At 69.5% G+C, this 23,926-nt stretch carries 30 protein-coding genes, 1 tRNA gene and 1 riboswitch; of the genes, 18 read left to right on the top strand and 13 right to left on the bottom strand.

Annotation, left to right across the window (positions count from 1 at the left end; genetic code table 11):
- The first annotated feature begins 126 nt into the window (after positions 1-126).
- From GGQ59_RS12875 to ybgC, 8 genes are all read left to right on the top strand, one after another.
- Positions 127-942 carry a sterol desaturase family protein gene (locus GGQ59_RS12875; protein WP_183819265.1) on the top strand — a complete coding sequence of 272 codons (816 nt, stop codon included), beginning with the start codon at positions 127-129 and terminating at the stop codon, positions 940-942.
- A 77-nt stretch (positions 943-1,019) separates the two neighbouring features.
- Complete coding sequence (locus GGQ59_RS12870) at positions 1,020-1,802, top strand: Coq4 family protein (RefSeq protein WP_183819263.1); 783 nt, start codon at positions 1,020-1,022, stop codon at positions 1,800-1,802.
- Entirely contained in the window at positions 1,799-2,446 is a 648-nt protein-coding gene (gene thiE / locus GGQ59_RS12865; protein WP_183819261.1) for a thiamine phosphate synthase, read from the top strand. Before GGQ59_RS12870 ends, thiE begins: the two co-directional genes overlap by 4 nt.
- A 33-nt stretch (positions 2,447-2,479) precedes the next feature.
- A complete protein-coding gene (locus GGQ59_RS12860; protein WP_183819259.1) occupies positions 2,480-3,658 on the top strand; it encodes an SEL1-like repeat protein in 1,179 nt (392 codons plus the stop codon).
- 39 nt (positions 3,659-3,697) lie between these two features.
- Positions 3,698-4,195: a crossover junction endodeoxyribonuclease RuvC gene (ruvC, locus tag GGQ59_RS12855; protein WP_183819256.1), complete on the top strand. Its 498-nt coding sequence runs from the start codon at positions 3,698-3,700 to the stop codon at positions 4,193-4,195.
- The gene (gene ruvA, locus GGQ59_RS12850) at positions 4,192-4,809 is read left to right on the top strand and encodes a Holliday junction branch migration protein RuvA (protein ID WP_183819254.1); all 618 of its coding nucleotides are present in this window, start codon (positions 4,192-4,194) and stop codon (positions 4,807-4,809) included. The genes ruvC and ruvA overlap by 4 nt, the downstream gene beginning before the upstream one ends.
- Positions 4,806-5,822, top strand: a complete 1,017-nt coding sequence (ruvB, locus tag GGQ59_RS12845) for a Holliday junction branch migration DNA helicase RuvB (protein WP_183819252.1) — start codon at positions 4,806-4,808, stop codon at positions 5,820-5,822. The genes ruvA and ruvB overlap by 4 nt, the downstream gene beginning before the upstream one ends.
- Positions 5,819-6,211, top strand: coding sequence for a tol-pal system-associated acyl-CoA thioesterase (ybgC, locus tag GGQ59_RS12840; RefSeq protein ID WP_343074335.1), 393 nt, complete (start codon positions 5,819-5,821; stop codon positions 6,209-6,211). Before ruvB ends, ybgC begins: the two co-directional genes overlap by 4 nt.
- On the opposite strand, the gene GGQ59_RS12835 is transcribed toward ybgC, so the two are convergent.
- The 9 genes from GGQ59_RS12835 to GGQ59_RS12795 form a co-directional block, all read right to left on the bottom strand.
- Positions 6,208-7,014 (bottom strand): DUF3011 domain-containing protein, encoded by an 807-nt coding sequence (locus GGQ59_RS12835; protein WP_183819250.1) that lies wholly within the window; start codon positions 7,012-7,014, stop codon positions 6,208-6,210. The two genes, ybgC and GGQ59_RS12835, sit on opposite strands and share 4 nt — an antisense overlap.
- Positions 7,015-7,126: 112 nt before the next feature.
- Positions 7,127-7,693 carry a GTP cyclohydrolase I FolE gene (gene folE, locus GGQ59_RS12830; RefSeq protein WP_183819248.1) on the bottom strand — a complete coding sequence of 189 codons (567 nt, stop codon included), beginning with the start codon at positions 7,691-7,693 and terminating at the stop codon, positions 7,127-7,129.
- A 3-nt stretch (positions 7,694-7,696) separates the two neighbouring features.
- Positions 7,697-8,167 carry a 6,7-dimethyl-8-ribityllumazine synthase gene (ribH, locus tag GGQ59_RS12825; protein WP_183819245.1) on the bottom strand — a complete coding sequence of 157 codons (471 nt, stop codon included), beginning with the start codon at positions 8,165-8,167 and terminating at the stop codon, positions 7,697-7,699.
- Positions 8,164-8,499 (bottom strand): TfoX/Sxy family protein, encoded by a 336-nt coding sequence (locus tag GGQ59_RS12820; protein ID WP_183819243.1) that lies wholly within the window; start codon positions 8,497-8,499, stop codon positions 8,164-8,166. The genes ribH and GGQ59_RS12820 overlap by 4 nt, the downstream gene beginning before the upstream one ends.
- Position 8,500: 1 nt before the next feature.
- A complete protein-coding gene (gene ribB / locus GGQ59_RS12815) occupies positions 8,501-9,142 on the bottom strand; it encodes a 3,4-dihydroxy-2-butanone-4-phosphate synthase (protein WP_183819241.1) in 642 nt (213 codons plus the stop codon).
- Positions 9,139-9,732 (bottom strand): riboflavin synthase, encoded by a 594-nt coding sequence (ribE, locus tag GGQ59_RS12810; RefSeq protein WP_183819239.1) that lies wholly within the window; start codon positions 9,730-9,732, stop codon positions 9,139-9,141. Before ribE ends, ribB begins: the two co-directional genes overlap by 4 nt.
- Complete coding sequence (ribD, locus tag GGQ59_RS12805) at positions 9,714-10,829, bottom strand: bifunctional diaminohydroxyphosphoribosylaminopyrimidine deaminase/5-amino-6-(5-phosphoribosylamino)uracil reductase RibD (protein WP_343074334.1); 1,116 nt, start codon at positions 10,827-10,829, stop codon at positions 9,714-9,716. Before ribD ends, ribE begins: the two co-directional genes overlap by 19 nt.
- Before the next feature lie 111 nt (positions 10,830-10,940).
- Positions 10,941-11,091, bottom strand: a riboswitch (FMN riboswitch).
- Between the two features lie 83 nt (positions 11,092-11,174).
- Positions 11,175-12,125 carry a DUF817 family protein gene (locus GGQ59_RS12800; RefSeq protein WP_221401038.1) on the bottom strand — a complete coding sequence of 317 codons (951 nt, stop codon included), beginning with the start codon at positions 12,123-12,125 and terminating at the stop codon, positions 11,175-11,177.
- Complete coding sequence (locus GGQ59_RS12795; protein ID WP_183819237.1) at positions 12,122-12,832, bottom strand: ZIP family metal transporter; 711 nt, start codon at positions 12,830-12,832, stop codon at positions 12,122-12,124. Before GGQ59_RS12795 ends, GGQ59_RS12800 begins: the two co-directional genes overlap by 4 nt.
- A gap of 80 nt (positions 12,833-12,912) precedes the next feature.
- Here GGQ59_RS12795 and prfA point away from each other — a divergent pair, with 80 nt between their 5' ends.
- The 5 genes from prfA to GGQ59_RS12770 all read left to right on the top strand — a co-directional run bounded on the left by prfA (position 12,913) and on the right by GGQ59_RS12770 (position 18,761).
- Positions 12,913-13,983, top strand: coding sequence for a peptide chain release factor 1 (gene prfA, locus GGQ59_RS12790; protein WP_183819235.1), 1,071 nt, complete (start codon positions 12,913-12,915; stop codon positions 13,981-13,983).
- Positions 13,980-14,816: a peptide chain release factor N(5)-glutamine methyltransferase gene (gene prmC / locus GGQ59_RS12785; protein ID WP_183819529.1), complete on the top strand. Its 837-nt coding sequence runs from the start codon at positions 13,980-13,982 to the stop codon at positions 14,814-14,816. Before prfA ends, prmC begins: the two co-directional genes overlap by 4 nt.
- A gap of 73 nt (positions 14,817-14,889) precedes the next feature.
- Positions 14,890-16,743 carry a tetratricopeptide repeat protein gene (locus tag GGQ59_RS15480; RefSeq protein WP_183819233.1) on the top strand — a complete coding sequence of 618 codons (1,854 nt, stop codon included), beginning with the start codon at positions 14,890-14,892 and terminating at the stop codon, positions 16,741-16,743.
- Positions 16,733-17,632: a 4-(cytidine 5'-diphospho)-2-C-methyl-D-erythritol kinase gene (locus GGQ59_RS12775; protein ID WP_183819231.1), complete on the top strand. Its 900-nt coding sequence runs from the start codon at positions 16,733-16,735 to the stop codon at positions 17,630-17,632. Before GGQ59_RS15480 ends, GGQ59_RS12775 begins: the two co-directional genes overlap by 11 nt.
- Before the next feature lie 28 nt (positions 17,633-17,660).
- Positions 17,661-18,761 (top strand): glycosyltransferase family 4 protein, encoded by a 1,101-nt coding sequence (locus GGQ59_RS12770; protein ID WP_183819229.1) that lies wholly within the window; start codon positions 17,661-17,663, stop codon positions 18,759-18,761.
- Here the strand turns inward: GGQ59_RS12770 and GGQ59_RS12765 are convergent.
- On the bottom strand, positions 18,659-19,693 hold the full coding sequence (locus GGQ59_RS12765) for a polyprenyl synthetase family protein (RefSeq protein ID WP_183819528.1): 1,035 nt from the start codon (positions 19,691-19,693) through the stop codon (positions 18,659-18,661). The two genes, GGQ59_RS12770 and GGQ59_RS12765, sit on opposite strands and share 103 nt — an antisense overlap.
- 129 nt (positions 19,694-19,822) lie before the next feature.
- Between GGQ59_RS12765 and GGQ59_RS12760 the strand changes: the two genes are divergently transcribed.
- The 5 genes from GGQ59_RS12760 (at position 19,823) to GGQ59_RS12740 (ending at position 22,575) form a co-directional block, all read left to right on the top strand.
- Complete coding sequence (locus GGQ59_RS12760; RefSeq protein ID WP_183819227.1) at positions 19,823-20,662, top strand: S49 family peptidase; 840 nt, start codon at positions 19,823-19,825, stop codon at positions 20,660-20,662.
- A gap of 55 nt (positions 20,663-20,717) precedes the next feature.
- Positions 20,718-20,939, top strand: coding sequence for a hypothetical protein (locus GGQ59_RS12755; RefSeq protein WP_183819225.1), 222 nt, complete (start codon positions 20,718-20,720; stop codon positions 20,937-20,939).
- A 43-nt stretch (positions 20,940-20,982) separates the two neighbouring features.
- Entirely contained in the window at positions 20,983-21,555 is a 573-nt protein-coding gene (locus tag GGQ59_RS12750) for a 3'-5' exonuclease family protein (protein WP_183819223.1), read from the top strand.
- A gap of 75 nt (positions 21,556-21,630) precedes the next feature.
- Positions 21,631-22,440: a SapC family protein gene (locus tag GGQ59_RS12745; RefSeq protein ID WP_183819221.1), complete on the top strand. Its 810-nt coding sequence runs from the start codon at positions 21,631-21,633 to the stop codon at positions 22,438-22,440.
- Positions 22,441-22,500: 60 nt separating this feature from the next.
- Positions 22,501-22,575 (top strand) — tRNA-Val (locus tag GGQ59_RS12740).
- A gap of 23 nt (positions 22,576-22,598) precedes the next feature.
- Here GGQ59_RS12740 and GGQ59_RS12735 read toward each other — a convergent pair.
- The 3 genes from GGQ59_RS12735 to GGQ59_RS12725 are packed head-to-tail and all read right to left on the bottom strand — an operon-like array spanning position 22,599 to position 23,863.
- Positions 22,599-23,333, bottom strand: coding sequence for an SDR family NAD(P)-dependent oxidoreductase (locus GGQ59_RS12735; RefSeq protein ID WP_183819219.1), 735 nt, complete (start codon positions 23,331-23,333; stop codon positions 22,599-22,601).
- A complete protein-coding gene (locus GGQ59_RS12730; protein WP_183819217.1) occupies positions 23,330-23,485 on the bottom strand; it encodes a DUF2256 domain-containing protein in 156 nt (51 codons plus the stop codon). Before GGQ59_RS12730 ends, GGQ59_RS12735 begins: the two co-directional genes overlap by 4 nt.
- A 33-nt stretch (positions 23,486-23,518) precedes the next feature.
- Complete coding sequence (locus GGQ59_RS12725) at positions 23,519-23,863, bottom strand: HesB/IscA family protein (protein ID WP_183819215.1); 345 nt, start codon at positions 23,861-23,863, stop codon at positions 23,519-23,521.
- Positions 23,864-23,926: the final 63 nt, after the last annotated feature.

The raw sequence follows: 23,926 nt of genomic DNA, 5'->3' as shown, positions 1-23,926 counted from the left end.
CTGTTTTGAAAGACCATGACAGCCTAGACGCCGATCACAACCTTTGGGGTGCGTAGGGCGGCGGCCTGCAAACCTTTGCGGAAGAAGGTAGGCACCTGTCGGCTAGCCGGGTCGTCAGGACCGTGAATGAGCGCTAGACTCCGCCGACGACCACCCGGACAGCTCGTGACAGCCTTCCTCCTCACCTATCTCGGCATTCTCGCCATCATCTGGGTCCGCTACGGCCTGGTGGCGGGGCTGTTCCACGGCCTCCTCTGGCAGATGCCGGAGCATCGCGTGCGGGCCTTCCGCCTCGCCAAGCAGCGCCCCACCGGCAAGGCGATCTGGCGCGAGGCGCGGACCTCGTTCCTCGTCAGCTTCATCTACGCGCTGCCCGCGGCGGTACTGATCGAGGGGTGGAAGCGGGGCGGCACGGCGATCTATGGCGGCGTGCCCCAGGGCGTCCTCGAGTGGGCCTGGGTGCCGGTCAGCCTGGCGCTCTACCTCGTGCTGCACGACGCCTACTTCTACTGGACGCACCGGATGATGCACCATCCGAAGCTCTACGCGCCGACGCACCGGACCCATCACGTCTCGAAGCAGCCGACCCCCTGGGCGAGCTTCGCCTTCAGCCCATGGGAGGCGCTGATCTCGGCTTGGTTCGTGCCCGCGCTCGCCTTCGTCATCCCGATCCACATGGGGGCGTTCCTGGTCCTCCTGACGGTGATGACGGTGCAGGCGGTCTGCAACCACTCAGGCTGGGAGGTCTATCCGCGGGCCTTCCTCGACGGGCCTATCGGGCGGCACTTGATCACGGCGCGGCATCACAACCTTCACCACACGCGGTTCGCACGGAACTACGGCCTCTACTTCCGCTGGTGGGACCGTTGGTTCGGCACCGACGACATGAGCGGCGACCCGATGGCGGCACCTGCGCCGAAACCCGAGCTATCGACGGCCTGAATAACGGCTCTAGGCTCGGCGCGGCTGGACCGGTGCAGGCGGCGGGTTCATCGTCCTAGCGCCGACAAGGAGAGACGATGAGCGACGCCGTGCGCCCCGTCATGCCCCCGACCCCCCCGCGCAACCTGCCGCGCGCCTTCAAGGGCATGTTCGACCTCATTCGCGACAAGGAGGAGACACGCCACGTCTTCACCATCGTTCGCGCGATGAACGGCGACTCGATGCGTCCGGCCTTCGATCGCTTCCACGCGAGCGCGGCGGGCAGGCGCTGGCGCGAGGACCGTGAGCATCTGCTTCGCGCGATGTCGGACAGGGACACCTTGCGTCGGCTGCCGCCGGGCACGCTCGGCCGCATCTACGTCGACTTCATGGACCGCGAAGGGCTCAGCACCAACGGCGTTCAGGACGCGGCGCGGGGGTCCGGTTACGACTACGACGCGATGGAGCGGGACCATCCCGACCTCTACGTCTTCTCTTGGTTCAACAACCTCGCGCACGACCTGCACCACATCGTCACGGGCTACGGCCGGGACGGCTTGGGCGAGGCGGCGCTGCTCGCCTTCACCCATGAGCATACGGGGTCGGCGGGCGCGAACTTCATCGCACACATGGGGGGGCTCAAGGCGCGCGTCGACGCCCCCCGCGTGCCGGTCGGACGCATCCTGCGCGAAGCCCACAAGATTGGGCGGCGGGCGGCCGACTTCATGGCGATCGATTGGACGGCGCTTCTGTCCCTGCCGCTCGAGGACGTTCGCGCGCAGCTTCGGCTGACGCCGCCCGAGACCTACCTTGCGGTTCCAAAACACGTGCTAGACGGAATCGGAAACCCTAAGCCGACGACGAAGCCCCAGACCGCGTGACAGCCGCCCTCTACCTCATCACTCCGCCCAAGATCGACGCCGCGTTCGAAGACGCCCTAACCGAGGCGCTCGACGCTGGGCTCGGCACCGCGGCGGAGGTCGCCTGCCTCCAGCTGCGTCTGAAGGACGTCGCCGACGACGAGGTATTGCGGGCAGGAGAGGCGCTTCTGCCGATCTGCCGCGCCCGGGGCGTCGCCTTCCTCGTCAACGACCGCGCGGACCTGGCGAAGCGCCTCGGCGCCGACGGCGTCCATCTCGGCCAGACCGACGGCAGCGTGCGGGAGGCGAGGGGGCTCTTGGGGCCGGATGCCGATATCGGCGTCACCTGCCACGACAGCTACGACCTCGCGATGAAGGCCGGCGAAGAGGGCGCCGACTACGTCGCCTTCGGGGCCTTCTTCCCGACGGCGACGAAGGAGACCGTGCATCGGCCCGACCCCGACATCCTGACGAGCTGGTCGATGATGACCGTGCTGCCCTGCGTCGCGATAGGCGGAATCACGCCGGAGAATTGCCGCTCGCTCGCACGTGCTGGCGCCGACTACCTCGCTGTCTCGGGCGCCGTGTGGAACCACGCGGCGGGACCCGGAGCGGCGGTCGCGGCCTTCGCCGCCGCCTTGCGGGAGCCCTCCGACGCCGCCTAAGGTTGCGCGAGTCGCCGCCGGGAACCCTTCGCCGTGCAGACCGCACTATTGAGCATCCTCGCGCTGCTGGCGGCGGCCTCCGCCCAGCCCGCCGCGCCGCAGGCCGACGATCCCGTCGAGCGCGCCATCGAACTTCTCGGCGACGGTGCGTATGAAGAGGCCCGCGCGCTCCTCGCCCCGATCGCGGACGGGCAGGACTCGGACGCCGCCTACGTGCTCGCCTACATGGAGGAGCACGGCTTGGGCGCACCAGCCGATCGGGACGAAGCTCGCCGCCTCTACGTCAGCGCCGCCATGGCGGGACAGCCGGACGCTCAGTACGAGCTGGGCGAACTCGCCTACACCGGCGAGGGCGTTCAGCAGGACCTCGACCGCGCCTATGCCTGGTTCAACCTGGCTGCGACCCAGGGGCACGCCCGCGCCACCTACATGCTCGGCCTCATGCACGCCGAGGGACAGTACGTGCCGCAGGACATGGGACGCGCCGCGGCGCTCTACGAACAGGCGGCGGAGACCGGCGTGCCGGAGGCGCAGTTCCAGCTCGGCGTCCTCTACCTCGAAGGGAAGGGGCGGCCCCAGGACGACGAACAAGCCGCGCACTGGTTCGGCCTCGCCGCCGAGCAGGGGCATACCGAGGCTGCGTACAACCTCGCCGTCCTCTACGAGACCGAACGGCTGGCCGGGGAGCCGAAGCTCGAGGAAGCGGCGCGCCTGATGCGGAACGCCGCCGAGGCGGGCCTGACGCAGGCTTCGGTCGCCCTCGGCTACATGGCGCTCAACGGGCGGGGCATGCCCGCATCGGACGAGCAGGCGCGAGCCTGGTTCGAACGGGCGGCGAAGGCGGGCAGCCCGGAGGGCATGTACCTCTACGCCGCGAGCCTCGCCGAAGGCCTCGGTGGCCTGACCAACCTTCAAGGCGCGCTCGACTGGGCCGAGGCTTCGGTCACCGCTTCGCAAGGAGAGCCGCCCGCCGTGATCGAAGAGCGGACGGGGCTTCGCGACGAGATCCGCGTCGCGCTCGAAGATCGGCCGGAAGAGCGGACGATAGAGATTGCGCCGCTCCCCGACCGGGTTGCGACCGCCGCACCGGAGGCGTTGAACGACTTCATCGAGGAAGAGGATCAGGCACCCTCCCTGCCCGACGAAGCCGAGACCGACGAAGAAGAACCCGAGATCGTGGTGCGCGACCGGCCGCGGGGTCTTCGCCGTTAAGGCTGTAAACGCTCGGACGGCTCTGCCATAAGCGCATCCATGGGCACGCTTCGCATCCTCGGCATCGATCCTGGCCTCCGTCACATGGGGTGGGGCGTCATCGACGCGGAGGGTTCGCGCCTTCGCTACGTCGCCTCCGGCACGGTCGATCCTCCGCAAAAGGGGGCGATGGCACAGCGTCTCCTGGCGCTTGCAGGCGGGCTTGAGGACGTCATCGGACGGTACGGGCCGTCATCCGCAGGCGTCGAAGAGACCTTCGTGAACGAAGGCGCGCGATCGGCGCTGCAGCTCGGCCAGGCGCGCGGCGTCTGCCTGATGGTGCTTGCTTCGTCCGGCCTCGTCATCGGCGAGTACGCGGCGACCGTGGTGAAGAAGTCCGTCGTCGGGACCGGGCGCGCGGACAAGCGGCAGGTGCAAGCGATGATCCGCCACCTGCTGCCGCAAGCCGCGCCCGACAGCGCGGACGCCGCCGACGCGCTGGCCGTCGCGATCTGCCATGCCAGCCACGCGCAGACCGGCGCGAGGGTTCAAGCGTGATCGGCCACTTGTCGGGACGCGTGCTGACGGTCGGCGAGGACACGGCCATCGTTGAGGCCGGGGGCGTCGGCTACGAAGTGCAGGGCACGCCGCGCCTCCTCATGCGGCTGACGCCGGGCGAGCCCGCTTCGCTGTCGATCGAGACGCTGGTCGCCGAGACCTACATTCGCCTCGTCGCCTTCGAGAGCGAGACGGAACGCAAGTGCTTCCGCCTCCTGCAGTCCGTGCAGGGCGTCGGCGCGAAGGCGGCGCTGTCCATCCTCCAAGTGCTGACGCCGGCAGCACTCCTCGATGCGATCGCCGTGCAGGACAAGAGCGCGGTGGCGCGGGCGCAAGGCGTCGGGCCGAAGCTGGCGCAACGCGTCGTCACCGAGCTCAAGGGCAAGACGGCGGGCCTCGGCGCGGGCGTGCCGCACGGCGCGCTCGCCGACCGCCTTGAAGGCGAAGAGGAGCGTGCCGCCCCGGCGGGGATCAAGGCCGATGCCGTCACCGCTCTCCTCGGCCTCGGCTTCGACGAGGGCAGTGCGCGGCAAGCCGTGATCGACGCTGGCGACGCGGCCGATAGTGGCCTCGAGGCCCTCATCACTGCCGCGCTGAAGAGGCTGAGCCGATGAGCGATACGAGGGTGACCCACGGCGCGCCGCAGGCGGAGGATCCGGACGCCGCGCTGCGTCCCCGGACGCTCTCGGACTTCACCGGCCAGGCGAAGGCCAAGGACAATCTCTCCGTCTTCGTGCAGGCCGCGAAGCAGCGCGGCGAGGCGATGGACCACGTCCTCTTCCATGGCCCCCCCGGCCTCGGCAAGACGACGCTCGCGCAGATCGTCGCGAACGAGCTCGGCGTCGGCTTTCGCCAGACTTCGGGTCCCGTCATCTCCAAGGCAGGCGACCTCGCGGCGCTGCTGACGAACCTAGAGCGACACGACGTCCTCTTCATCGACGAGATTCACCGCCTGACCCCGGCGGTCGAGGAGATCCTCTACCCCGCGATGGAGGACTACGCCCTCGACATCCTGATCGGTGAGGGGCCGTCGGCGCGCTCGGTGAAGATCGACCTGCCGCGCTTCACCCTGATCGGGGCGACGACGCGCTCGGGCCTTCTGACCAAGCCGCTCCTCGACCGCTTCGGCATCCCGCTCCGGCTAGACTTCTACACCGAAGAAGACCTCATGCGGATCGTCACGCGCGGGGCCGGGAAGTTGGGCGCCCCGATCAGCGAGGACGGCGCGCGGGAGATCGCCCGGCGCTCGCGCGGGACCCCCCGCGTCGCGGGTCGCCTCCTGCGCCGCGTGCGCGACGTGGCGGCGGTCGAAGGCGACGGCACGATCACGGCGGAGGTCGCGGACCGCGCGCTGCGCCGCCTCGACGTGGACGAGCTCGGCCTCGAGACCCTCGACCGGCGCTACCTCACCCGCATCGCCGAGGACTTCGGCGGCGGCCCCGTCGGCGTCGAGACCATCGCGGCCAGCCTCGCCGAGGCGCGCGACGCGGTCGAGGACGTGATCGAGCCGTTCCTCCTGCAACAGGGTCTGATACAGCGCACGCCGAGGGGGCGCATGCTGACGGACAAGGCGTACCGCCACATCGGGCTCGCCGTGCCGAGCCGGGCGGGGGACCTCTTCAAGTGACCCACCGCATGGACGCCCGCGTCTACTACGAAGACACCGACTTCTCCGGCGTCGTCTACCACGCGAACTACCTTCGCTACTTCGAGCGGGGGCGGACCGAGGCGATGCGGGCGGCGGGGGGCAGCCACGCGGCGATGCTCGAGGCGGCGGAGCCGCTGGCCTTCACCGTGCGCGACATCGAGGTCCGGTACCTGCGCCCGGCGCGGGTCGACGACCTGCTGACGATCGAGACGACTTTGGCCGAGATGCGCGGCGCGCGGATGATCTTCGACCAGGCGGTGCTTCGCGACGGCGAGGTCCTGGCGACGGGGCGGGTCACCGTCGCCTGCATGACCTTAGGCGGGAAGCCGCGCCGCATCCCGCAAGAGATGCGGCGCCTGGTCCGCTAGCGGCGCGCGATCTGCACGCTGCCCCGGCCCCCGCGGCAGGCATAGCGGTCGATCGAGGCCCGCCCGCCCGTGCCGTAGCCGTAGCGGCGATTGTCCCACCGGTCCTGGACGCTGGCGGTCAGCACGAGGTCGAAGAAGCCGTTCCGGCCTGCATCGAAGGACAGGACGTTCTGCAGCCGCACGTCGCGCGGGGCGTAGCGGTGTTGCAGCTGCGCCAGGCACTGGCTCACGGCGGCGCGCTGGTTGCCGTAGCCGTAGCCGCCGGTGGCCGCGTAGGGGCGATGGTCGTCATAGTCGCGCCCATGCCCCCGCCCGCGCTGGGAGCCGAGGTTGACCGCGAACTCCGCCCGGCAGCCAATGTCGACCCAGACGCCGTCCGCCCGCGTACCCCAGTCGCGTCCCCTGCGGCACCCGCTGTCGGAGCGGACGTCGACCAGGCGAACGTCGCGGACGTAGGCACCGACGCGGCAGAGCTCGTAGCGGTGGTCCTTCGACGAGCAGCGTATCGTCGCCCACTCGTCCCGGCCGTCGTTCCACCCGCGGCCGTAGCCGCCGCGGTCCCAATCGTCGTGATCGTTCCGCCCGTAGCGGTCGTCGCGCCCGCGACGGTCGTATCCGTCCCGATCGTCGTCGCGACCACTGCGGTCATCGTCCCAGCGCTGCTGGATCGCCGGGGGCGCGACCTTGCCGCTCTCCTGCAGGTCCCTCGGCGCGCTTTGCGCCGGCTTGCCGACGACCTGCGCCGAGACCGGCGCGAAGAGCAGCGGCAGGGCGGTCGCAAGTCCTAGAAACAACGTTCTCATCACCGTCCTCCCTTTATGAGGATAGGGTGACGTAGAATTACGGCGACGTCCAGGCGAACGAAGTGATGTTTCCGTTATCGAAGAGATACACTTCGATACGTTCGGGCATAGTTCAAGAGATAAGCCTGAAGAATCGCTCCTCCAACCGAGCGTTCGTCTTGAACTCTCCGAGGAACGTTCGAGTCACGCAAGAGACCTGGTCCTTATGCGTGCCGCGCGTCGATATGCACTGGTGCTGTGCATCGATGACGACGGCGACGCCGCGCGGCTTCAACACGCGGTCCAGCGTCCGTGCGATCTGCTCGTTGAGGATCTCCTGGCTCTGAAGGCGCTTGGCGTAGACGTCGACCAGGCGGGCCAGCTTGGACAGGCCGACGACGCGATGATCGGGCAGGTAGGCGACATGCGCCACGCCGAGGATCGGCGCGACGTGGTGCTCGCAGTGGCTCTCGATCCGGATGTCTTTCAGGAGCACGAGGTCGTCGTAACCCTCGACCTCCTCGAAGGTCGTGGACAGCACCTCGTCGGGGTCCTGGCCGTAGCCCGCGAACCAATCGTCATAGGCCTTCACGAAGCGCTTCGGCGTGTCGATCAGCCCCTCCCGGTCGGGATCGTCGCCGACATAGGCGAGGAGGGTGCGCACGGCCGCTTCGGCCTGTTCTCTCGTCGGGCGGTCCATGCCTCAGCCCTCCTTGATCGCGGCTAGGGTGCGGGCCGTCTCGACGGCCACGGCGGCGGCCTCCGCGCCCTTGTTGCCGAGCTTGATGCCCGCCCGGTCCATCGCTTGCTCGACCGTGTCGGTCGTCAGGACGCCGAAGATGACGGGCACGCCCGTGTCGAGCCCGACCTTGGCGATGCCCTTGGCCGCCTCGCCCGCGACGTAGTCGAAGTGCGGCGTCGAGCCCCGGATGACGCAGCCGAGCGCGACGACGGCGTCGAACCGGCCCGTCTCCGCCGCCGTCTTCGCCGCGATGGGCAGCTCGAAGGCTCCGGCGACGGTGACGTGCGTCACGTCGTCTTCGGCCACGCCGAGCTTGCGCAGCGTGCCGAGCGCGCCTTTCGTCAGGCGTTCCACGATGAACTCGTTCCAACCCGTGTCGACGACGCAGACCCTGAGGCCCCGTCCGTCCGCGGACGCTTCGATCCGTTTCATGTCTTCGCTTTCTTCTTGCGCGGCTTGGGCAGGGGAAGGTCGCCGAGGGTTCGCCTCGCGGCCTCCGCCATCCAGTCGGCGTCGTCCCAACGCTCCTCGGGTACGAGGAGGTGGGGCTTGGCATTGGGATAAGGTGGTTCTTCGGTCAGGTCCGGCGCGAAGGCGCGTCCGGCTTCGGTCGGTTTGAGGTACAGACGGTCGTCGCAGATCAGCGCGAACATCTTGCCGTCGCAGTAGACGCCGTACTCGCCGAACATCTTCCGCACGGCGACGTCGCCCGCGCCCGAAAGCTGGTCGGTCAGGTACTCGGCCGTGCTGACTTGCGTCGCCATCTCACTCCGCCGCGATCGCGGCGCCCTCGTTGGCTAGTCTGTACCGGCGGATCTGCTCGACGGTGATGACGGGTAGCCCGCCATGCTCGGCGGCGAAGGCGAAGAGGTCGTCCCTTCGCGCCATCGTGCCGTCCTCGTTCATCACCTCGCAGATGACCGCCCCGGGCCGGAGGCCTGCGAGGCGGCAGAGGTCGACCGAGGCCTCGGTCTGGCCGCCGCGCTCCAGCACGCCTTCCTCACGTGCGCGGAGGGGGAACATGTGCCCCGGCGCGACGATGTCCTCGGGACCTGCGTCCTCGTCGATCAGCACAGCGACGGTCCGCGCGCGGTCGGCCGCACTGATCCCGGTCGTGACGCCCTTTCGCGCCTCTACCGACAGAGTGAACGCGGTGCCGAAGCCTGAACCGTTGAGCGCTTGCGGCACCATCAAAGGCAAGCCGAAGCGGTCGAGGATGGACGGCGCGAGCGCGCAGCAAACGAGCCCCCGCGCGAAGCGGGCGCAGAAGTTGATGGCGGCTGCGTCCGCGAACTCGGCCGCGATCACGACGTCGCCCTCGTTCTCGCGGCCCTCGTCGTCGGCGACGATGACGAAGCGTCCCTGACGCATCGCTTCGAGGGCTTCGGGTACGGTCGAAAAGCTCATCGGCGAGCCTCCAGGATCTTCTCTGCGTACTTGGCCATGATGTCGGCCTCGATGTTCACGCGGTCGCCCGGCGCCTTCGTCGGCAGGACGATGAGCGGTTGGGTGTGCGCGACGAGTGTCAGGGTGAACCAGTCGGCGCCGGTCTCGACCACGGTGAGGGAGGTGCCGTCCACGGCGACGTACCCCTTCTCGACGACGTACTTCATCAACGCGGGATCGGTCTCGATCCGCACCCAGAGCGCATCCGCCTCGCGCTCGAACGAGGCGATGCGCCCCGTGCCGTCGACATGTCCCTGGACGTAGTGTCCGCCCATCCGGGTCGTCGGCAGCACGGACCGTTCGAGGTTCACGCGCATGCCTTCGGTCAGGTCGCCGAGGTCCGTCCGGCGGAGGGTCTCAGGCGCCAGACCGACGCGGAACCAGTCCGCGCCGAACTCGGTGACGGAAAGGCAGACCCCGTTGACCGCGATCGAGTCTCCGAGCTTCACATCGTCGAGGACCACGCCCGCGCCGATTTCCAACGTGAAGCTGTCCTCGCCGCGCGTCACGCCGCGGACCGTGCCCATCTCCTCTACGAGGCCTGTGAACATGCGACCTCCTGTGCCTTGGGGACGAGACCGCGGATGAGGACGTCGGGGCCGAGCGCTTCGGTCTCGACGGCATCCAGGCGCAGGACGTCGTCCATCGAACTCGGTCCGTGCCCGTCGATCGCCGGCCGGCCGCCGGTCAGGATGACGGGCGCGATGAAGGCCCAGACCTCGTCCACGAGGCCTCGGTCGAAGAAGGTGCCGAGAACGCCGGCACCGCCTTCGACCATGACGGACAAGCAGTCGCGCGCGCGCAACGCTTTGAGCAGCGCCGGAAGGGAAGGCCGCCCGGCTTCGAGGGGTAGGGGAAGGATCTCCGCGCCCGCCGCTTCGAGCGCCGCGCGGCGGGAGGGGTCCGGTTCCGGACCGCAGGCGATCAGCGCGGCTCCCGGCGTCTTCAGCAGGCGCGCCGTAGGCGGGGTTCGCAGCGGTGTATCCAGCACGACCTTCAGACACGGGGCGGGATCGACTCCCTCCGGCCGTGGATCGAGACCCGGATCGTCCGCGAGGACCGTGCCGACGCCGACGATCACAGCGTCGGAGCGCTGCCTGAGCGTATGAGCGCGGGCACGGGCTGCCGGACCGGTGATCCACTTCGACTCGCCGGTCCGCGTCGCGATCCGTCCATCCAGCGTGCCGGCGAACTTCGCCGTCACGTAGGGGAGGGGAGAAGAGAGGGAGTGCAGCCAGGGGCGGACGAGCGCGCGTGCCTGCGCCTCGCACGGCCCCTGCCGGGCAGGGATGCCCGCCGCGCGAAGCCGCATCGCGCCGCCCGCGGCGAGCGGGTTCGGATCGGCGACGGCGTAGACGACCTCGGCGACCCCCGCCTCGATCAACGCGAGGGAGCAAGGACCCGTCCGGCCGGTGTGGTCGCAGGGCTCGAGCGTGACGTAGGCGGTCGCCCCGCGCGCGGCTTCGCCGGCGGCACGCAGCGCCATGACCTCCGCATGAGGCAGGCCGGGCCCTTCGTGCCAGCCCTCGCCGACGATGCGGCCGCCCTTCGCCAGCACGCAGCCGACCAGCGGGTTGGGGCTGGTCCGCCCCGCCGCCCGTTCGGCCAGCGCGATCGCGCGGCACATCAGTTCTGTCTCGTCCAACACGGACTCCAAGCTCGCGAGCCTTCGGAACGAGACGAACGGCGGCGGCGAGCGGACGCATGGATGCGCCGAACGCACGCGAGGGCAGGCGCAACGCGCCCGTCCTGTCACACCGTAAGCCTTCTACCATCCGGACTTTGACCGTCGGCACCGGATTCGCACCGGTTCCTGCGTCCGGGCCGTAAGGCCCTTCGGCTCGCGGGCTGACGGGGCCTTCGCCCCGATCACCGCCGGTGGGGACTTCCACCCCGCCCCGAAAGCTCTTCGGTTTCGTTCCCGAGACTTAAGGGGCACCGCGGGGCGGGGCAAGCGTTGCCGTGCACCCGCGAACGGCGGCAGCCCTGCGTCTCAGCTCGCGGGCGCCCCCTGCTTCGTGCGGCCGCCGCCGTGCAGCATCGCGACGAGGCCGTAGGACAAGAGCATGAGGAGGTACCAGGAACCCCACTTCGTAAGGGAGACGGGCCGCCACAGGCCGATCTGGTCTGGATAGGTCCAAGTCGCGCTCAACGTGCCGATGTTCTCGGCGAGGTAGATGAAGCCCGAAGTGAGGACGAAGCCGAGGAGCAGCGGCATCGGCACCTCGAACCGCAGCACCCTGAACCGCAGCATGGTCGGCCCGAACAGGAGGATGGAGGCCGCGAAGAGGAGCCAGCGCAGGTCGGGTCCGTGGTGGTGCCAGAAGAAGTTCCCGTAGACCGCCGCTGCCAGCGTCATGACGGCCCAGAGCGGCGGGTGGCGGTCGAACCGGAACTCGAAGGTCCGCCAGGCGCGGGCGAGGTAGGAGCCGACGGCGGCGTACATGAAGCCCGAGAAGAGGGGCACGCCGCCGATGAACAGAACGCCCTCGCCGGGGTAGGTCCACGACCCCTGTGCGGTCTTGAAAACCTCCATCGCCGTGCCCGTAAGATGGAAGACGAGGATGACGATCGCCTCCCGGGGCCGCTCGAGCCGCGTTGCGAGGAAGGCCAGCTGGATCGCCACCGCGTAGAAGACGAGGAAGTCGTAGCGCGCGAGCGGCAGCGCGTCCGGCCACCAAAGCGACGTGACGACGATGCCGAGAAGCAGGAGCGCCGCGAACAAGCATGCCCAGGCCGCCTTGACGCCGAAGGCAACGAACTCCGTCAGTCCGTGAACGAGATGCGTGCTCGTTCGTGACGATAGGCCTCGGGCGGTGAGCCAACGCTCGGCCATCGGCTCCGTCCGTGCCGCGGCCCAGCGCAGGGCGAGGTCGACCCGGCTCTCTTCGGGCAGGGGCGCCGCTCCGTCCCGGGTCGGCACCGATGAGGCCGCGGACGTCACCCGCCGCCCCCGCCGAGGTGCGAGAGCGCCGCCGCGACCACGAGGCCGAAGGCCGTGGCGATCCCGGCGAGGTACGAGTCCTCACGATAGGCTTTGGGGAACACCTCGGTCGCGAGGGAGGCGACGACCGCTCCCGCGGCGAAGCACCGGATGAGACCGAGCGCGGCGTCGCTGGCGCCCGCGAGGAGCAGGTTGCCCGCCACCGCCGCCCCCGCCAGCAAGGCGGCCGTTCCGGCCCAGAGCGCGAAGGCCTGCCCTTTCGAGCGCCCGTTATCCGTCATCGACTTCGCGCCGCCGGCCGCCTCGGGAAGGTTCGACAGGAAGATCGAACCCGCGAGGGCCGCGACGGCCATCGGACCCGCGCCGATCAGGGCGACGCCCAGGGCCAGGTTCTCGGGCACGCCGTCGAGCGTGATCGCCGCGAGGAGGCCGCCGCCGCTGTCCGACCCCCAGACTTCGTCGACCAGCGTGTCCGCGATCGTGAAGACCACGGCCCCCGCCGACACCAGTCCGAGCGCGGGCAACAAGCCGGACGTCTCGATCGAGGGCCGGATCAGTTCCTCCATCGCCGAGACGATCAGCGCGCCGCCGGCCAGGGCGATGAGGAACCCCTCCAAGCCTTTCGGGAGCTTCCCGAACAGGCCCCACGCCGCGCCGAGGAGGAGCGCGGCCGACACGATGACGACGACGAGCAGCATGGTCAGCATAAGCGTGGTCTCGACAAGCGTGCCCGCAGGAGAGAGACAGCCGCTTCACCTTGCAAGGTCAGCGACAGGAGTCTCCGCAGTTGATCCCTCAGGAAAAGCTCGACGCAGTCATCGAACGCTTCGAGTCGGTCGAGGCGCAGATGCAGACCGCGGGCGGCGCCGAGGACATCGTGCGCCTCTCCAAGGAACACGCCGAGCTGCGCCCCGTGGCCGAGAGCGCGCGCGAGCTGACCGCCGCGCGCCGGGAGCTCGAAGAGGCGGAGGAGCTCGCCCACGGCGGCGATCCGGACATGGCGGCGATGGCCAAGGAGGAGGCCGAAGCGTTGCGCGAGCGGATGCCCGGCCTCGAGAAGGCCCTCGAACTCATGCTGCTGCCCAAGGACAAGGCCGACTCGGCGCCGGTCATCCTCGAAGTTCGTGCGGGCACCGGTGGAGACGAAGCCTCGCTCTTCGCCGGCGACCTCTTCTCGATGTACCAGCGCTACGCCGCCTCGCGCGGCTGGCGGGTCGAGGTGCTGTCCGCATCCGAGAGCGATGTCGGCGGTTACAAGGAGATCCAGGCGAACGTCTCCGGCGACGGCGTCTTCGGACGGCTCAAGTTCGAAAGCGGCGTCCACCGCGTGCAGCGCGTGCCGGAGACGGAGACGCAAGGGCGCATCCACACCTCCGCCGCGACCGTCGCCGTGCTGCCCGAACCCGAGGACGTCGACGTCGAGATCAACGAGGCCGACCTGCGCATCGACGTCTTCCGGGCGTCGGGGCCGGGCGGGCAGTCGGTCAACACGACCGATAGCGCCGTGCGCATCACGCACATCCCGACCGGTGTCGTCGTCAGCCAGCAGGACGAGAAGTCCCAGCACAAGAACCGCGCCAAGGCGATGAAGGTCCTCCGCGCCCGCCTTTACGAAGCGGAGCGCGCGAGGCTCGATGCCGAGCGTTCCGCCGAACGGCAGAGCCAGGTGGGCTCGGGCGATAGGTCCGAGCGCATCCGGACCTACAACTTCCCCCAGGGCCGGGTGACCGACCACCGCATCGGCCTCACGGTCCACAAGCTCGACAAGGTCCTCGCGGGTGAGGCGCTGGACGAGGTCATCGACGCGCTCCTCGTCGCGGACCAGACCGAACGTCTGGCGGCGATGGAGGAGGTCTGACCCGGACCCTCGCAGACGCGCTTCGCGAGGGGGCGAGGCGGCTCGGCGGGCCCAGCGGACGCCTCGACGCCCGCTTGCTTCTAGAAGAGGTGACGGGCCTCGACCGTGCGGCGATGATCGCCTGCGAGCGCGACGTCTTGGACGACGGCGCGGACAGGCGGTTCGAGGCGCTCCTTGCCCGCCGGGCGACCGGCGAGCCCGTGTCGCAGATCCTGGGGCGGCGCGAGTTCTACGGGCGAACGTTCCGCGTCACGAGCGACGTCCTGACGCCGAGACCGGAGACCGAGATGCTCGTCGAGGCCGCGCTCGAGGCACTGCCCCCCGGGGGGCGCGTGCTCGACGCGGGAACGGGCTCGGGCTGCCTCCTCCTCAGCGTCCTCGCGGAGCGGCCGGATGCCACGGGAAGGGGCTTCGACGTCAGCGAGGCGGCGCTCGCGGTTGCGGCGGTCAACGCGGCGGGGGTCGGCGTGACCGCCCGCGCGGCGCTCAGCCAGGATCGGTTCGAGACCTTCTCCGAAACCGGCTTCGACGTCCTCGTCTGCAATCCGCCTTACATCGCAGAGGCGGCCGACCTGCCGGCTGACGTGCGGCACTTCGAGCCCGCCGGCGCGCTCTTCGCCGGGACGGATGGCTTGGACGCCTACCGTGTGCTCGCATCGAAGGCGCCCGGCTGGCTGAGCCCCGGCGGCGCAGCCTTCTTCGAGATCGGCGCGGGGCAGGGCGAAGCGGTGGCGGCGTTGATGCGGCGCGGGTTCGGCGCCCCCTGCGACGTTTCGGTCCTCCCCGACCTCGCAGGTCTGGACCGGATGATCGCCGTTCGGACAGGGCGGTAACGCTATCCGAAGCGTTGCTTGCACGCTCTCCGCCCCGGTGGTTCACTGCGGGCCACGCCACTCCCGAGGCTTCGTGTCCGACTTCGTCCTTCGATCCGGCCTTATCGGCGCCGGTCTCTTCGCCCTGACCGCCTGCGCGACCCTGTCCGCTGGCGCACCCGCGGCGACGGCGGACAGCGAGACCGTCGTCGGTGACTACCTGAAGGGGCGCTTCGCGGCGCGGCAACGCGCCCTCGGCGACGCGGCGACGGCGTTTTCCGACGCGGCCGAGGCGAGCGGTCAGGAGCGCCTGACGAGTCAGGCCTTCCAGTACGCCCTGGCGACGGGACGAAAGGACGACGCGCTGCGCTACGCCGACGAGGTGTTGAGGCAGGGCGTGCCAGAAGAGCTCGGCGCCTACGACTTCACCGAGGCCGATCTGCCGCGCCTGACCCTCGCGGCGGGCGCGCTCGAGGACGGTGACGAAGACGAGGCGATGCGCCTCCTCGAGGAACCCTTCGCGACCGGCGTCGGTCGGGCCCTCGGCTTCCTCCTCGAAGGGTGGACACTCTACGCCCGCAACGGGCTCGAGGCTGCGACCACCCACCTTCAGTCGCGTCCCGAGGACACCTTCATCGGCTTCGTGCCGCTGCACCTGGCGCTGATGTTCGACATGTCGGGCGATCCCGAGAACGCGGAGACCGCCTTCGCCGCGGCGATCCAGACCCCGGCCGCCGACACCGCGCTGATCGGTTTCGCCGGCCTTCTGGAGCGTGAGGGCAAGACGGACGAAGCCGCGCGTCTCTACCACCGCATGTCCGAGGACCGCGGCTACCTGCGCCGCGTCGGCCGCATGGGGCTCGCCCGTCTCGGCGAGCCGATCAAGGGCGAGTCGAGCGACTTCATCCGGCTCGCCAAGCAGGCGCCGAAGCGGCTCGCGACCGAGCCGAACGAGGGCGCGGCGATCGTCTTCCTCAACTTCGCCTGGGGCGCTTACGAGCAGGCGATCGCGGAGCAGGAGGCGGCAGCCCGTGCGGGCTTCGGCGACATGGCGCTCTACCTCAACGTGCCGCTTTCCTTCGCTCAGCTCTCCTTGCTCCTCGACGACGAACGCAACGCCGCGCACTACATCGTCGGCGCCATCACGGCGGCCTACGATCAGCCGGCACTGTCCGCCGCGGCGCTCGACCAGGTCGAGGAGACCTCCTGGCTCTACAACTACGCCGTCATCGACCGCGCCGACGCGCTCCTGGATCTGGGGCGCGAGGACGAAGCGATCAGCCTCCTGACGGACTACGCGAAGCAGGACGCGCTGGCCCCGGACGTCTACCTGCGGCTCGCCGATCTCTACGCGTCGGACGACCGCTGGGATCAGTCCGCGCGCGCCGCCACTGAGGCGATCCGTATCGTCGAAACGTTGAGTTCGGACGATACCCGCGCGCAGAACCTGTGGCGCTACCGCTTCGCGCGCGGCGTCGGCTACGTCGACGCCGGTGACTGGCCGAAGGGCGAGGAAGACCTTCAAGCGGCGCTGACCCTCGCGCCCGACGAGCCGCTCGTCCTCAACTACCTGGGCTACTCCTACGTCGAGCGCGGCGAACGCCTCGAAGAGGCTCTCAGCATGATCGAGCGCGCGCTCGAGCTCGAGCCGAACTCCGGTGCGATCACGGATAGCCTCGGCTGGGCGCACTACCAGCTCGGCAACTACGAGCAGGCCGTCGAGTACCTGGAGCGGGCGGTGGAGCTCGAACCCGGTGACGACGTCATCACCGATCACCTCGGCGACGCCTATTGGCAACTCGGCCGGCACAAGGAAGCGTCGTTCGAATGGCGCCGCGTGCTGGAGATCGAGGAGTTGACGCCTGAGCTGCGCAACACCGTGCGGGGCAAGCTGACCGGCGACGCGCCGGCCCCGGGGGCGCTCGCCCACCTCGACCGTGACGTTTGAGGGTCGGCGGCTCGCTCCGATCAAGCTCAACCTGACGCTTCACGTAGGGGCCGTTCGAAGCGACGGTTATCACCCCGTGAGCTCCCTTTGCGTCTTTCCGGCCATCGGCGACGAGGTCGCGTTGGGGCCGGCGTCGGACGACTTCGCCCTGGAGGTCACCGGGCCGTTTGCGGACGACCTGAAAGACGTTCCCTCAGAAGAGAACTTGGTCCTGCGCGCCGCGCGTCTCCTCGCGGGGGAAGTTTCGGTGCCGCCGTGCCGCTTTCGCCTCGCCAAGCGCGTGCCTGCTGCCTCCGGCCTCGGCGGCGGCACGGCCGACGCCGCCGCGGCTCTATGCCTCCTCAACGAGGCATCGGAGGCACCCCTGCCGAGAAGCGAGCTGATCGCCCTGTCGCGCGAACTCGGGGCGGACGGTCCCGTCTGCACCGCCGCGGCGCTGCGGGGCGGGGGCATCCTCCTCGCAGAGGGCGATGGCGATCGCGTCAGTCCGCTGGGGTCCGCCCCGCCCCTTTTCACCGTCGTCTCGAACCCCTTGGTGCCGGTTCCCACCGGAGCGGTATTCAAGCGGTTCGACGCGGCCATGCCGGCCGCTGGCTTGCGTCAGCGCCTGCCGGGCATGGGTGCGGCCGCTCTCGTCGCCGCGGCGGCGAGGGGACGGAACGACCTGCGCCTGCCTGCCCGCACGATCGCCCCGATCATCGGCCGGGTCGAGCGGGACCTGAGCAGAGCGCCAGGATCGCTCTTCGCCCGCATGTCGGGCAGCGGCGCGAGCGTCTTCGCGCTCTTCGCATCGCCGCTCGACGCGGCCCGTTGCGCGCGGGCGGAGCGGGCGCGAGGCCGGTGGGCCGAGGCAGCGCCGCTCTTGCGCGGTATCGCTGGAGGCGCTTGACCATAAAGAAGCGATTCTAGGGGGGCCGATGGACCGCTTCTCCATCCTCATCGCCGCGCTGGCGGTCCTGCCTGGGGCGCTGGCCTACGCGTTTTGCGGTCTGGTGGCGCGCTGGCACGTGCTCAGCGACCCGGTCAGCGAACGTTCGAACCACGTCGCGCCGACCTCCAGGGCCGGGGGCGCGGTGGTGATGGCGGTGCTGTCGCTTTCCGGCGCGGCGGTGGTCTTCCTCCTTCCGGGACAGCGGGCGACCCTCGTCCTCCTAGGCTTCTCGGGCGCCGCGGCTCTTCTCGGCTTGCTAGACGATGCCCATGCGCTGCCGCCGGTACCCAAGCTCGTCGTTCTCCTGTCCGTGTCGATCGGCGCCGCCCTGGCCGTAGGCGGCGTGCCCGGCTTGCCGCTCGGCATCGCCTGGCTACCGCTTCCCGCCTTCCTCGGCCTGCCGATCGCCGTTCTATGGATCTTCGGCTTCGCCAACGTCTTCAACTTCCTCGACGGGCTCAACGGCATGGCAGCGGGAACGGGAATCGTTCTCCTCGTCGGCCTGGGTCTGGTGAGCGACGAACAAGGGCTTCTCTTTCTTGCCGGAGCGTCCGCTTTGCTCGGCTTCGCGTGGCGGAATATCGGCCAGGGCGCACCGTTCCTCGGCGACGCGGGCAGCCTCGGTCTTGGAACGCTGATCGCTGCCGGCGCGCTTCAATCCGCAGGGCCTCGAGACCCCCTACCGCTGTTCCTGATCGCCGCCGCGGCGTTGCCCTTCGTCGCGGACGCGGCGGTGACGATGGCGCAGCGTTTCCGGGCGGGCGCTGCACTGATGACCGCTCACAGCGAGCATGCCTACCAGCGTCTCCGCCGAGCCGGACACTCCCACGACGTCGTCAGCCTCACCTACACCGCGCTCGCGGCGATCGTCCTGGCGCTCGGCCTCGCCCTTCGAGGCTTGGACGCTTGGCTGCCGATCCCGCTCGCGCTGCTGTCTCTCGTCCTCTGGACGGTCGCGGTGCGGCGCCTTTTCAGATCTGCGGCCTATGCCGACCGGACGAAGGAGGAGAGCGCCAACCCTTCGAGCGTATCGCGGAGCGGAGAGGGCGGCAGAACCGACAAGGCATCCGCAGCCGCCTCGGCGTAGCGTTGCGCCTCAGCGAGTGACTGTCCGACCAAGTCGTCCCGCGCGATCAACCGCCGCGCCTGGGCGAAGTCGTCGGGCGTCCGCTCGCCACCGGCGATCACGCGATGCCAGAACCGTTTCTCCTCGGCGTTTCGCGCCTGCGCGAGCGCGAGGATGAGCGGCAAGGTCATCTTGCCCTCGCGGAAGTCGTCGCCGACCGACTTGCCGATCTCGTCTTCGGTGCCTTCGTAGTCGAGGGCATCGTCGACGATCTGATAGGCGATGCCGAAGTTCATCCCGTACTCGGCGAGCGCGCGCTCCTGCGCCGGATCCGCAGCGGCGATCACGGCGCCCGACTGCGTCGCGGCGGAGAAGAGCGCGGCGGTCTTCGCGCGCACGACCTCGACATACATCTCTTCGCTGGTCGCCGGGTTCGCCTGCGTCTCCAGCTGAAGAACCTCGCCTTCGGAGATGGTGCAGCTCGCCCGGCTGAGAATGTCGAGCACGCGCAGCGAGCCCGTCTTGACCATCAGCTCGAAGGCGCGCGCGAACAGGAAGTCGCCGACGAGGACCGACTCCTTGTTGCCGAACACGACGTTGGCGGTCCGAAGACCCCGGCGCAGGGCCGAATCGTCCACCACATCGTCATGCAGCAGCGTCGCGGCGTGGATGAGCTCGACGGCCGCGGCGAGCTGAAGGTGGCCCTCGCCCTCGTAACCGCAAAGGGAGGCGGCGCTGAGCGTCATCAGCGGGCGCAGGCGCTTGCCGCCGGCGCCGATCAAATGGCGCGCGACCTCGGGAATCAGCGGAACGCTCGACGACAGATGGTCGACGATCACGTCGCCGACCGCGTCGAGCGCTTCGGCCTGCTGCGCCTTGAGAGTCCGGGCGAGCGCACCGAAGGATTGATCCACCGGCTCACTCCGCCGTCCTGCCGCCACCGCAAGCGTCATCTCGCCTCCGCTCCGTCGCATCGTGCTTTTCATATAGCGATGTGGCCTGCCCTTTGCGGTGCGTCAAAGGGCTCATGGCACAGAGCGCGCCTGTATTGAACCTCGCACGGGCGGGCGGTACGGGCGTCCATGCCTCTTCTCTCCGCGCTGCGGCGCCGTCTTCCCTTCCTGCCGCAGCCGAAGCCGCTCGTTGCGCTCGTCCACCTCGCCGGCGTCATCGCATCGGACGCGCGGCCGGGCCGGGGCCTCAGCATCGGGCAAGTCGAGAAGCCGCTCCGCAAGGCGTTCGCGGCGAAGCCGAAGGCCGTCGTCCTGACGATCAACAGCCCGGGCGGGGCGCCGGCGCAGTCGCGCATGATTCATGATCGCGCGCGGGCGCTGTCCGTGAAGCACGATGTCCCCGTTCTGACCTACATCGAGGACGTCGGAGCGTCGGGCGGCTACATGATCGCGCTCGCGGGCGAGGACATCCTGGCCGATCCCTTCGCCATCGTCGGTTCGATCGGCGTCATCGCGGCGGGCTTCGGCTTTCACGACGCGATCGCGCGCCTCGGCATCGAACGGCGCGTTCACACGGCGGGCGAGAACAAGTCCCAGCTCGATCCCTTCCGGCCCGAACAGGCCGACGACGTCGCCCGGCTCAAGGACTTGCTCACCAAGTCGCACAAGCTCTTCGCCGCGCTCGTGCGCGACCGCCGCGCTGGCAGGCTGACGGATGAAGAGGACGTCTTCGACGGCCGGTTCTGGCTGGCGGGGGACGCGCTGGCGTTGGGCCTGATCGACGAGGTCGGGGACCTGCCCACCATGCTCAAGGCCCGCTACGGCGACGATGTGCGCATGAAGCGCTACTCGACCGAAGGGAAGGGAATCGTCTCACGCCTTCTGTCCGGCAGGTCTTCGAGCGATCCGCTGACGGCACTGCTCGACGCAGCGGAACGAAGAGCGGACTGGGCGCGTTTCGGCCTCTGAGATGGAACGCGGTCCGCTGTTCAAAGGTCACGGCTTCGGGTACGGTGGGCCGGCCATGTCCGCCGCCGCTACGCTCCTCGCCACCGCCGCCGTCGCCGTCGGGACCGTCACCGCGATGAAGGCGGTGCGCCGCCGCATCGTCGAAGGGGAACGCCGCTTGGCCGCCATGCGCGAACGTCAGGCGAAGCGGCGCGAGACCGAGGTTCTCGACCTCGAAGCCGACGAAGCGACGGGCGTCTACGCCATGCGGGAGCGCCAAAGCGGCGCGATAGGCTGATCTGCCACTTGGCCGGATGGAGCATCCCGCTTAGACCCGCGACATGGACGGAGCCGAATCCCCCCTCGACCCCCCCGCGCCTTCTATGGTGCCGGCAAAGGGGGAGGGCCCTGGCGTCGCCTTCATCGACGTGGAGGCGACCGGCCTTGGGCCCTACTCCTGGCCGATCGAGGTTGGCTGGGCCTTTCATGGTCACGAGCCGCGTTCGGTTCTGATCCGCCCGGCCGAGGCTTGGTCGATGCAGGCCTGGGAGAAGCCTGCGGAGTCGCTTCACCGCATCGATCCCAGCCTACTTCTGACCGAGGGGCGGGCGGCTCGCGAGGTCGCGTTGGGTCTCAACGCGGCGCTCGGTCAGTCCGACGTCTACTCGGACGCGCCCGACTACGACAGCTTTTGGCTCTTCCGCCTGTACGACGCGGCGGGGATCCGTCCGAACTACCGCCTGCGCGATCTCGGCGAGCTCCTCGGGCCGCTCTGGCAGCAGGCGCCGCGCGACCTCGTTCGGCGTGCGGCCGCCGTCGCGCCGCGCACGCACCGCGCGGCGGACGACGTCCGTCACCTCCAGACGATGTACGAGATCGCCCTGCGGGAGCGCGGCGAAGGGGCGACCGGCTGACGGCGGCAGGGTTTGACCCGTCCGGGGGCGGTGCTAGACGCCCCGCACCTTTAAACGCACTACGGACACGCCGAAATGAGCCAAACGCCCCCGGCCGCCGCGCCGACCCTCCAAGGTCAGATGTTCCTGTTCCGCAAGCCGGAGCTCCTGACCCGCGAGAAGCATGCCGGCCTCGGCATCTCCCGGCCCGAGCGGCCTTTCGGCTTCGCCGAGGCGGTGCGCGCGGTCCCGCTGACCGTCTCCGAGGTCGCGACCGCGATGAAGCACTACCCCATCATCTTCGCGGACGTGAAGAACCCGCTGCCCCTCGCCGTGGTCGGGCTGATCGACGACGACAACCTGTTCGTCGAGAACACGGGTGATTGGGACGAACGCGCCTACGTGCCGGGCTACCTGCGCCGCTACCCCTTCGCCCTCGCGGCGGACAGGGGTTCCGATCTGAGCAACCCGCGCATGGCGATCATCGTCGACGAGGCCTATGAAGGCATTCAGCAGGGCGGCACGCTGCCCTTCTTCGGCGACGCCGGCCCGTCGGCCGAGATGCAGCAGGCGATCGACTACTGCCAGCAATACGAGCGCGACCGTGCGATCACGCAGCAGTTCGCGACGCACCTCGCCAATTACGACCTTCTCGCCGACCAGGTCGCGCAGTTCACGCCCGAGGGCGGTGAGGCCAAGCCCTTCGCCCGCTACATCGGCGTCGAGGAGAAGCGCCTTCAGGACCTCGCGGACGACAAGTACCTCGAGCTGCGCAAGAGCAACATCCTGCCGATCCTCTACGCGCAGCTGATGAGCATGGGGAACTGGCGCACGCTGATGGACCGCCGCGCCCGCCGCTACAACCTGACGGGCGACGAAATCCTGCAACCGCGCAAAACCGCGTAGTTTCGGCTTGAACCTTCCGGGGGGCGCCGCTATTGCGTCCCCCTGCCGGGCAACCGGCACGGGCGTATAGCTCAGCGGTAGAGCACTTCCTTGACATGGAAGGGGTCCCAAGTTCGATCCTTGGTACGCCCACCACCTTCATTGCCAGTCTCTGCCGATCAGGCTGGCACCGATTCGCCCGCATAGTCGAACACCCCGCCGCTCGCTTCCGGGCCGAGCGCAGCGAGTACGTCGAGCATCGCGCCTGCGGCGTAGTCCGGTGTGAAGAGCTTTCCTTCCGGCACGCCGCGCTGGAAGGGCTGCGAGAGCGGCGTGTCGACCGTTCCGGGGTGCAGGCCGACGACGACGGCGTTCTCGTTCTTCCGGGCCACCTCGATGCTCAGCCCCCTGATCAGCATGTTGAGCGCCGCCTTCGAGGCGCGATAGCTGTGCCAGCCCCCAAGACGGTTGTCGGCGATCGATCCGACGCGGGCCGAGAGGAGGGCGAGGCGGGACGGGCGCTTCTCGGTCAGGAGCGGCCAAGTGTGCTTCGCGACGAGGGCGGGGGCGAGGGCATTGATCCGCATCACCTCTTCGAAGGCCCCAGGCGTCAGCTGCCCGAAGGCCTTTTCGGGCGCGTAGCCGTCGCCGTGCAGCGTGCCGACGGCGCAGATGACGAGGTCGAGCGGTCCGCCCGCGCGCAGTCCTCCCGCTGCTCCGGCGAGGTCGTCCTCGTTCAAAGGGTCGCAGACCAGGCCCGTGACCTTGCCGACACTCGGGATCGGACGGCGGGAGAAGGCATGAACCTCGGCGACGCTGTCGTCCTGCACCAAGGCCCGCACGAAGGCCTCGCCGATCCCGCCCGACGCGCCGAAGACGGCGGCGCGCGCGCCTTCCGCGAACCGCCCGCTCACGACACACCCGCCTTGCGGCAGCGGTCCGAGCAGTAGCGCACCGCGTCCCAGTCCCGCGCCCACTTCTTGCGCCACGCGAAGGGGCGCCCGCACGCAGCGCAGGTCTTCTCGGGCAGGTCGCGCTTGGCGACCGTTCGTCCGTCTCGCTTCATGGAAGGGAAGCTAGAGCGCGGCGGCCCCAAGTCTCAAAGGCTGAACGACGTGCCGCAGCCGCAGCCCGACGTCGCGATCGGGTTGTCGATCTTGAACGCCGCCGCGATCAGCTCCTCGGCGTAGTCGATGGTCGCGCCGGGCATGTATTGCTGCGACGTCTCGTCGATCAGCACCCGCCCGCCTTCCTTCTCGAGGAGGAGGTCGCCGTCCTCCCGCTCGGTCGTGATCGAGTAGTCGTACTGGAACCCCGAACAGCCGCCGCCCAGGACCGCGATGCGCAGCATCGAACCTTCGGCCTCGCCGGACAGGATCTCCGCGATCCGCCGCGCGGCGCTGTCGGTGAGGGTGATCGTGGGGGTGTCGGAACCGTCGGCCATGGGCGTGATGTAAGCGCTTCGTCGCGCCTTCGCCAGCTTTCGCCGACTCGCGCATCGTGCGAG

This window comes from Parvularcula dongshanensis, assembly GCF_014199615.1.
Taxonomy (GTDB): Bacteria; Pseudomonadota; Alphaproteobacteria; order Caulobacterales; family Parvularculaceae; genus Parvularcula; species Parvularcula dongshanensis.
The sequence above is the reverse complement of the archived record's forward strand: the minus strand, read 5'-3'. Positions and strand labels throughout refer to the sequence as shown.

Bases quoted from the DNA above. Each gene is read 5' to 3' on its own strand.
- GGQ59_RS12875 (WP_183819265.1), top strand. From the start codon at position 127: ATGAGCGCTAGACTCCGCCGACGACCACCCGGACAGCTCGTGACAGCC.
- ruvC (WP_183819256.1), top strand. From the start codon at position 3,698: ATGGGCACGCTTCGCATCCTCGGCATCGATCCTGGCCTCCGTCACATG.
- ribH (WP_183819245.1), bottom strand. From the start codon at position 8,167: ATGAAACGGATCGAAGCGTCCGCGGACGGACGGGGCCTCAGGGTCTGC.
- ribE (WP_183819239.1), bottom strand. From the start codon at position 9,732: ATGTTCACAGGCCTCGTAGAGGAGATGGGCACGGTCCGCGGCGTGACG.
- GGQ59_RS12820 (WP_183819243.1), bottom strand. From the start codon at position 8,499: ATGGCGACGCAAGTCAGCACGGCCGAGTACCTGACCGACCAGCTTTCG.
- GGQ59_RS12760 (WP_183819227.1), top strand. From the start codon at position 19,823: ATGCCTCTTCTCTCCGCGCTGCGGCGCCGTCTTCCCTTCCTGCCGCAG.
- ribB (WP_183819241.1), bottom strand. From the start codon at position 9,142: ATGAGCTTTTCGACCGTACCCGAAGCCCTCGAAGCGATGCGTCAGGGA.
- GGQ59_RS12795 (WP_183819237.1), bottom strand. From the start codon at position 12,832: ATGCTGACCATGCTGCTCGTCGTCGTCATCGTGTCGGCCGCGCTCCTC.
- GGQ59_RS12765 (WP_183819528.1), bottom strand. From the start codon at position 19,693: ATGACGCTTGCGGTGGCGGCAGGACGGCGGAGTGAGCCGGTGGATCAA.
- folE (WP_183819248.1), bottom strand. From the start codon at position 7,693: ATGGACCGCCCGACGAGAGAACAGGCCGAAGCGGCCGTGCGCACCCTC.
- ruvB (WP_183819252.1), top strand. From the start codon at position 4,806: ATGAGCGATACGAGGGTGACCCACGGCGCGCCGCAGGCGGAGGATCCG.
- GGQ59_RS12725 (WP_183819215.1), bottom strand. From the start codon at position 23,863: ATGGCCGACGGTTCCGACACCCCCACGATCACCCTCACCGACAGCGCC.
- GGQ59_RS12755 (WP_183819225.1), top strand. From the start codon at position 20,718: ATGTCCGCCGCCGCTACGCTCCTCGCCACCGCCGCCGTCGCCGTCGGG.
- GGQ59_RS12730 (WP_183819217.1), bottom strand. From the start codon at position 23,485: ATGAAGCGAGACGGACGAACGGTCGCCAAGCGCGACCTGCCCGAGAAG.
- GGQ59_RS12870 (WP_183819263.1), top strand. From the start codon at position 1,020: ATGAGCGACGCCGTGCGCCCCGTCATGCCCCCGACCCCCCCGCGCAAC.
- GGQ59_RS12770 (WP_183819229.1), top strand. From the start codon at position 17,661: ATGGACCGCTTCTCCATCCTCATCGCCGCGCTGGCGGTCCTGCCTGGG.
- GGQ59_RS12835 (WP_183819250.1), bottom strand. From the start codon at position 7,014: ATGAGAACGTTGTTTCTAGGACTTGCGACCGCCCTGCCGCTGCTCTTC.
- GGQ59_RS12745 (WP_183819221.1), top strand. From the start codon at position 21,631: ATGAGCCAAACGCCCCCGGCCGCCGCGCCGACCCTCCAAGGTCAGATG.
- GGQ59_RS12750 (WP_183819223.1), top strand. From the start codon at position 20,983: ATGGACGGAGCCGAATCCCCCCTCGACCCCCCCGCGCCTTCTATGGTG.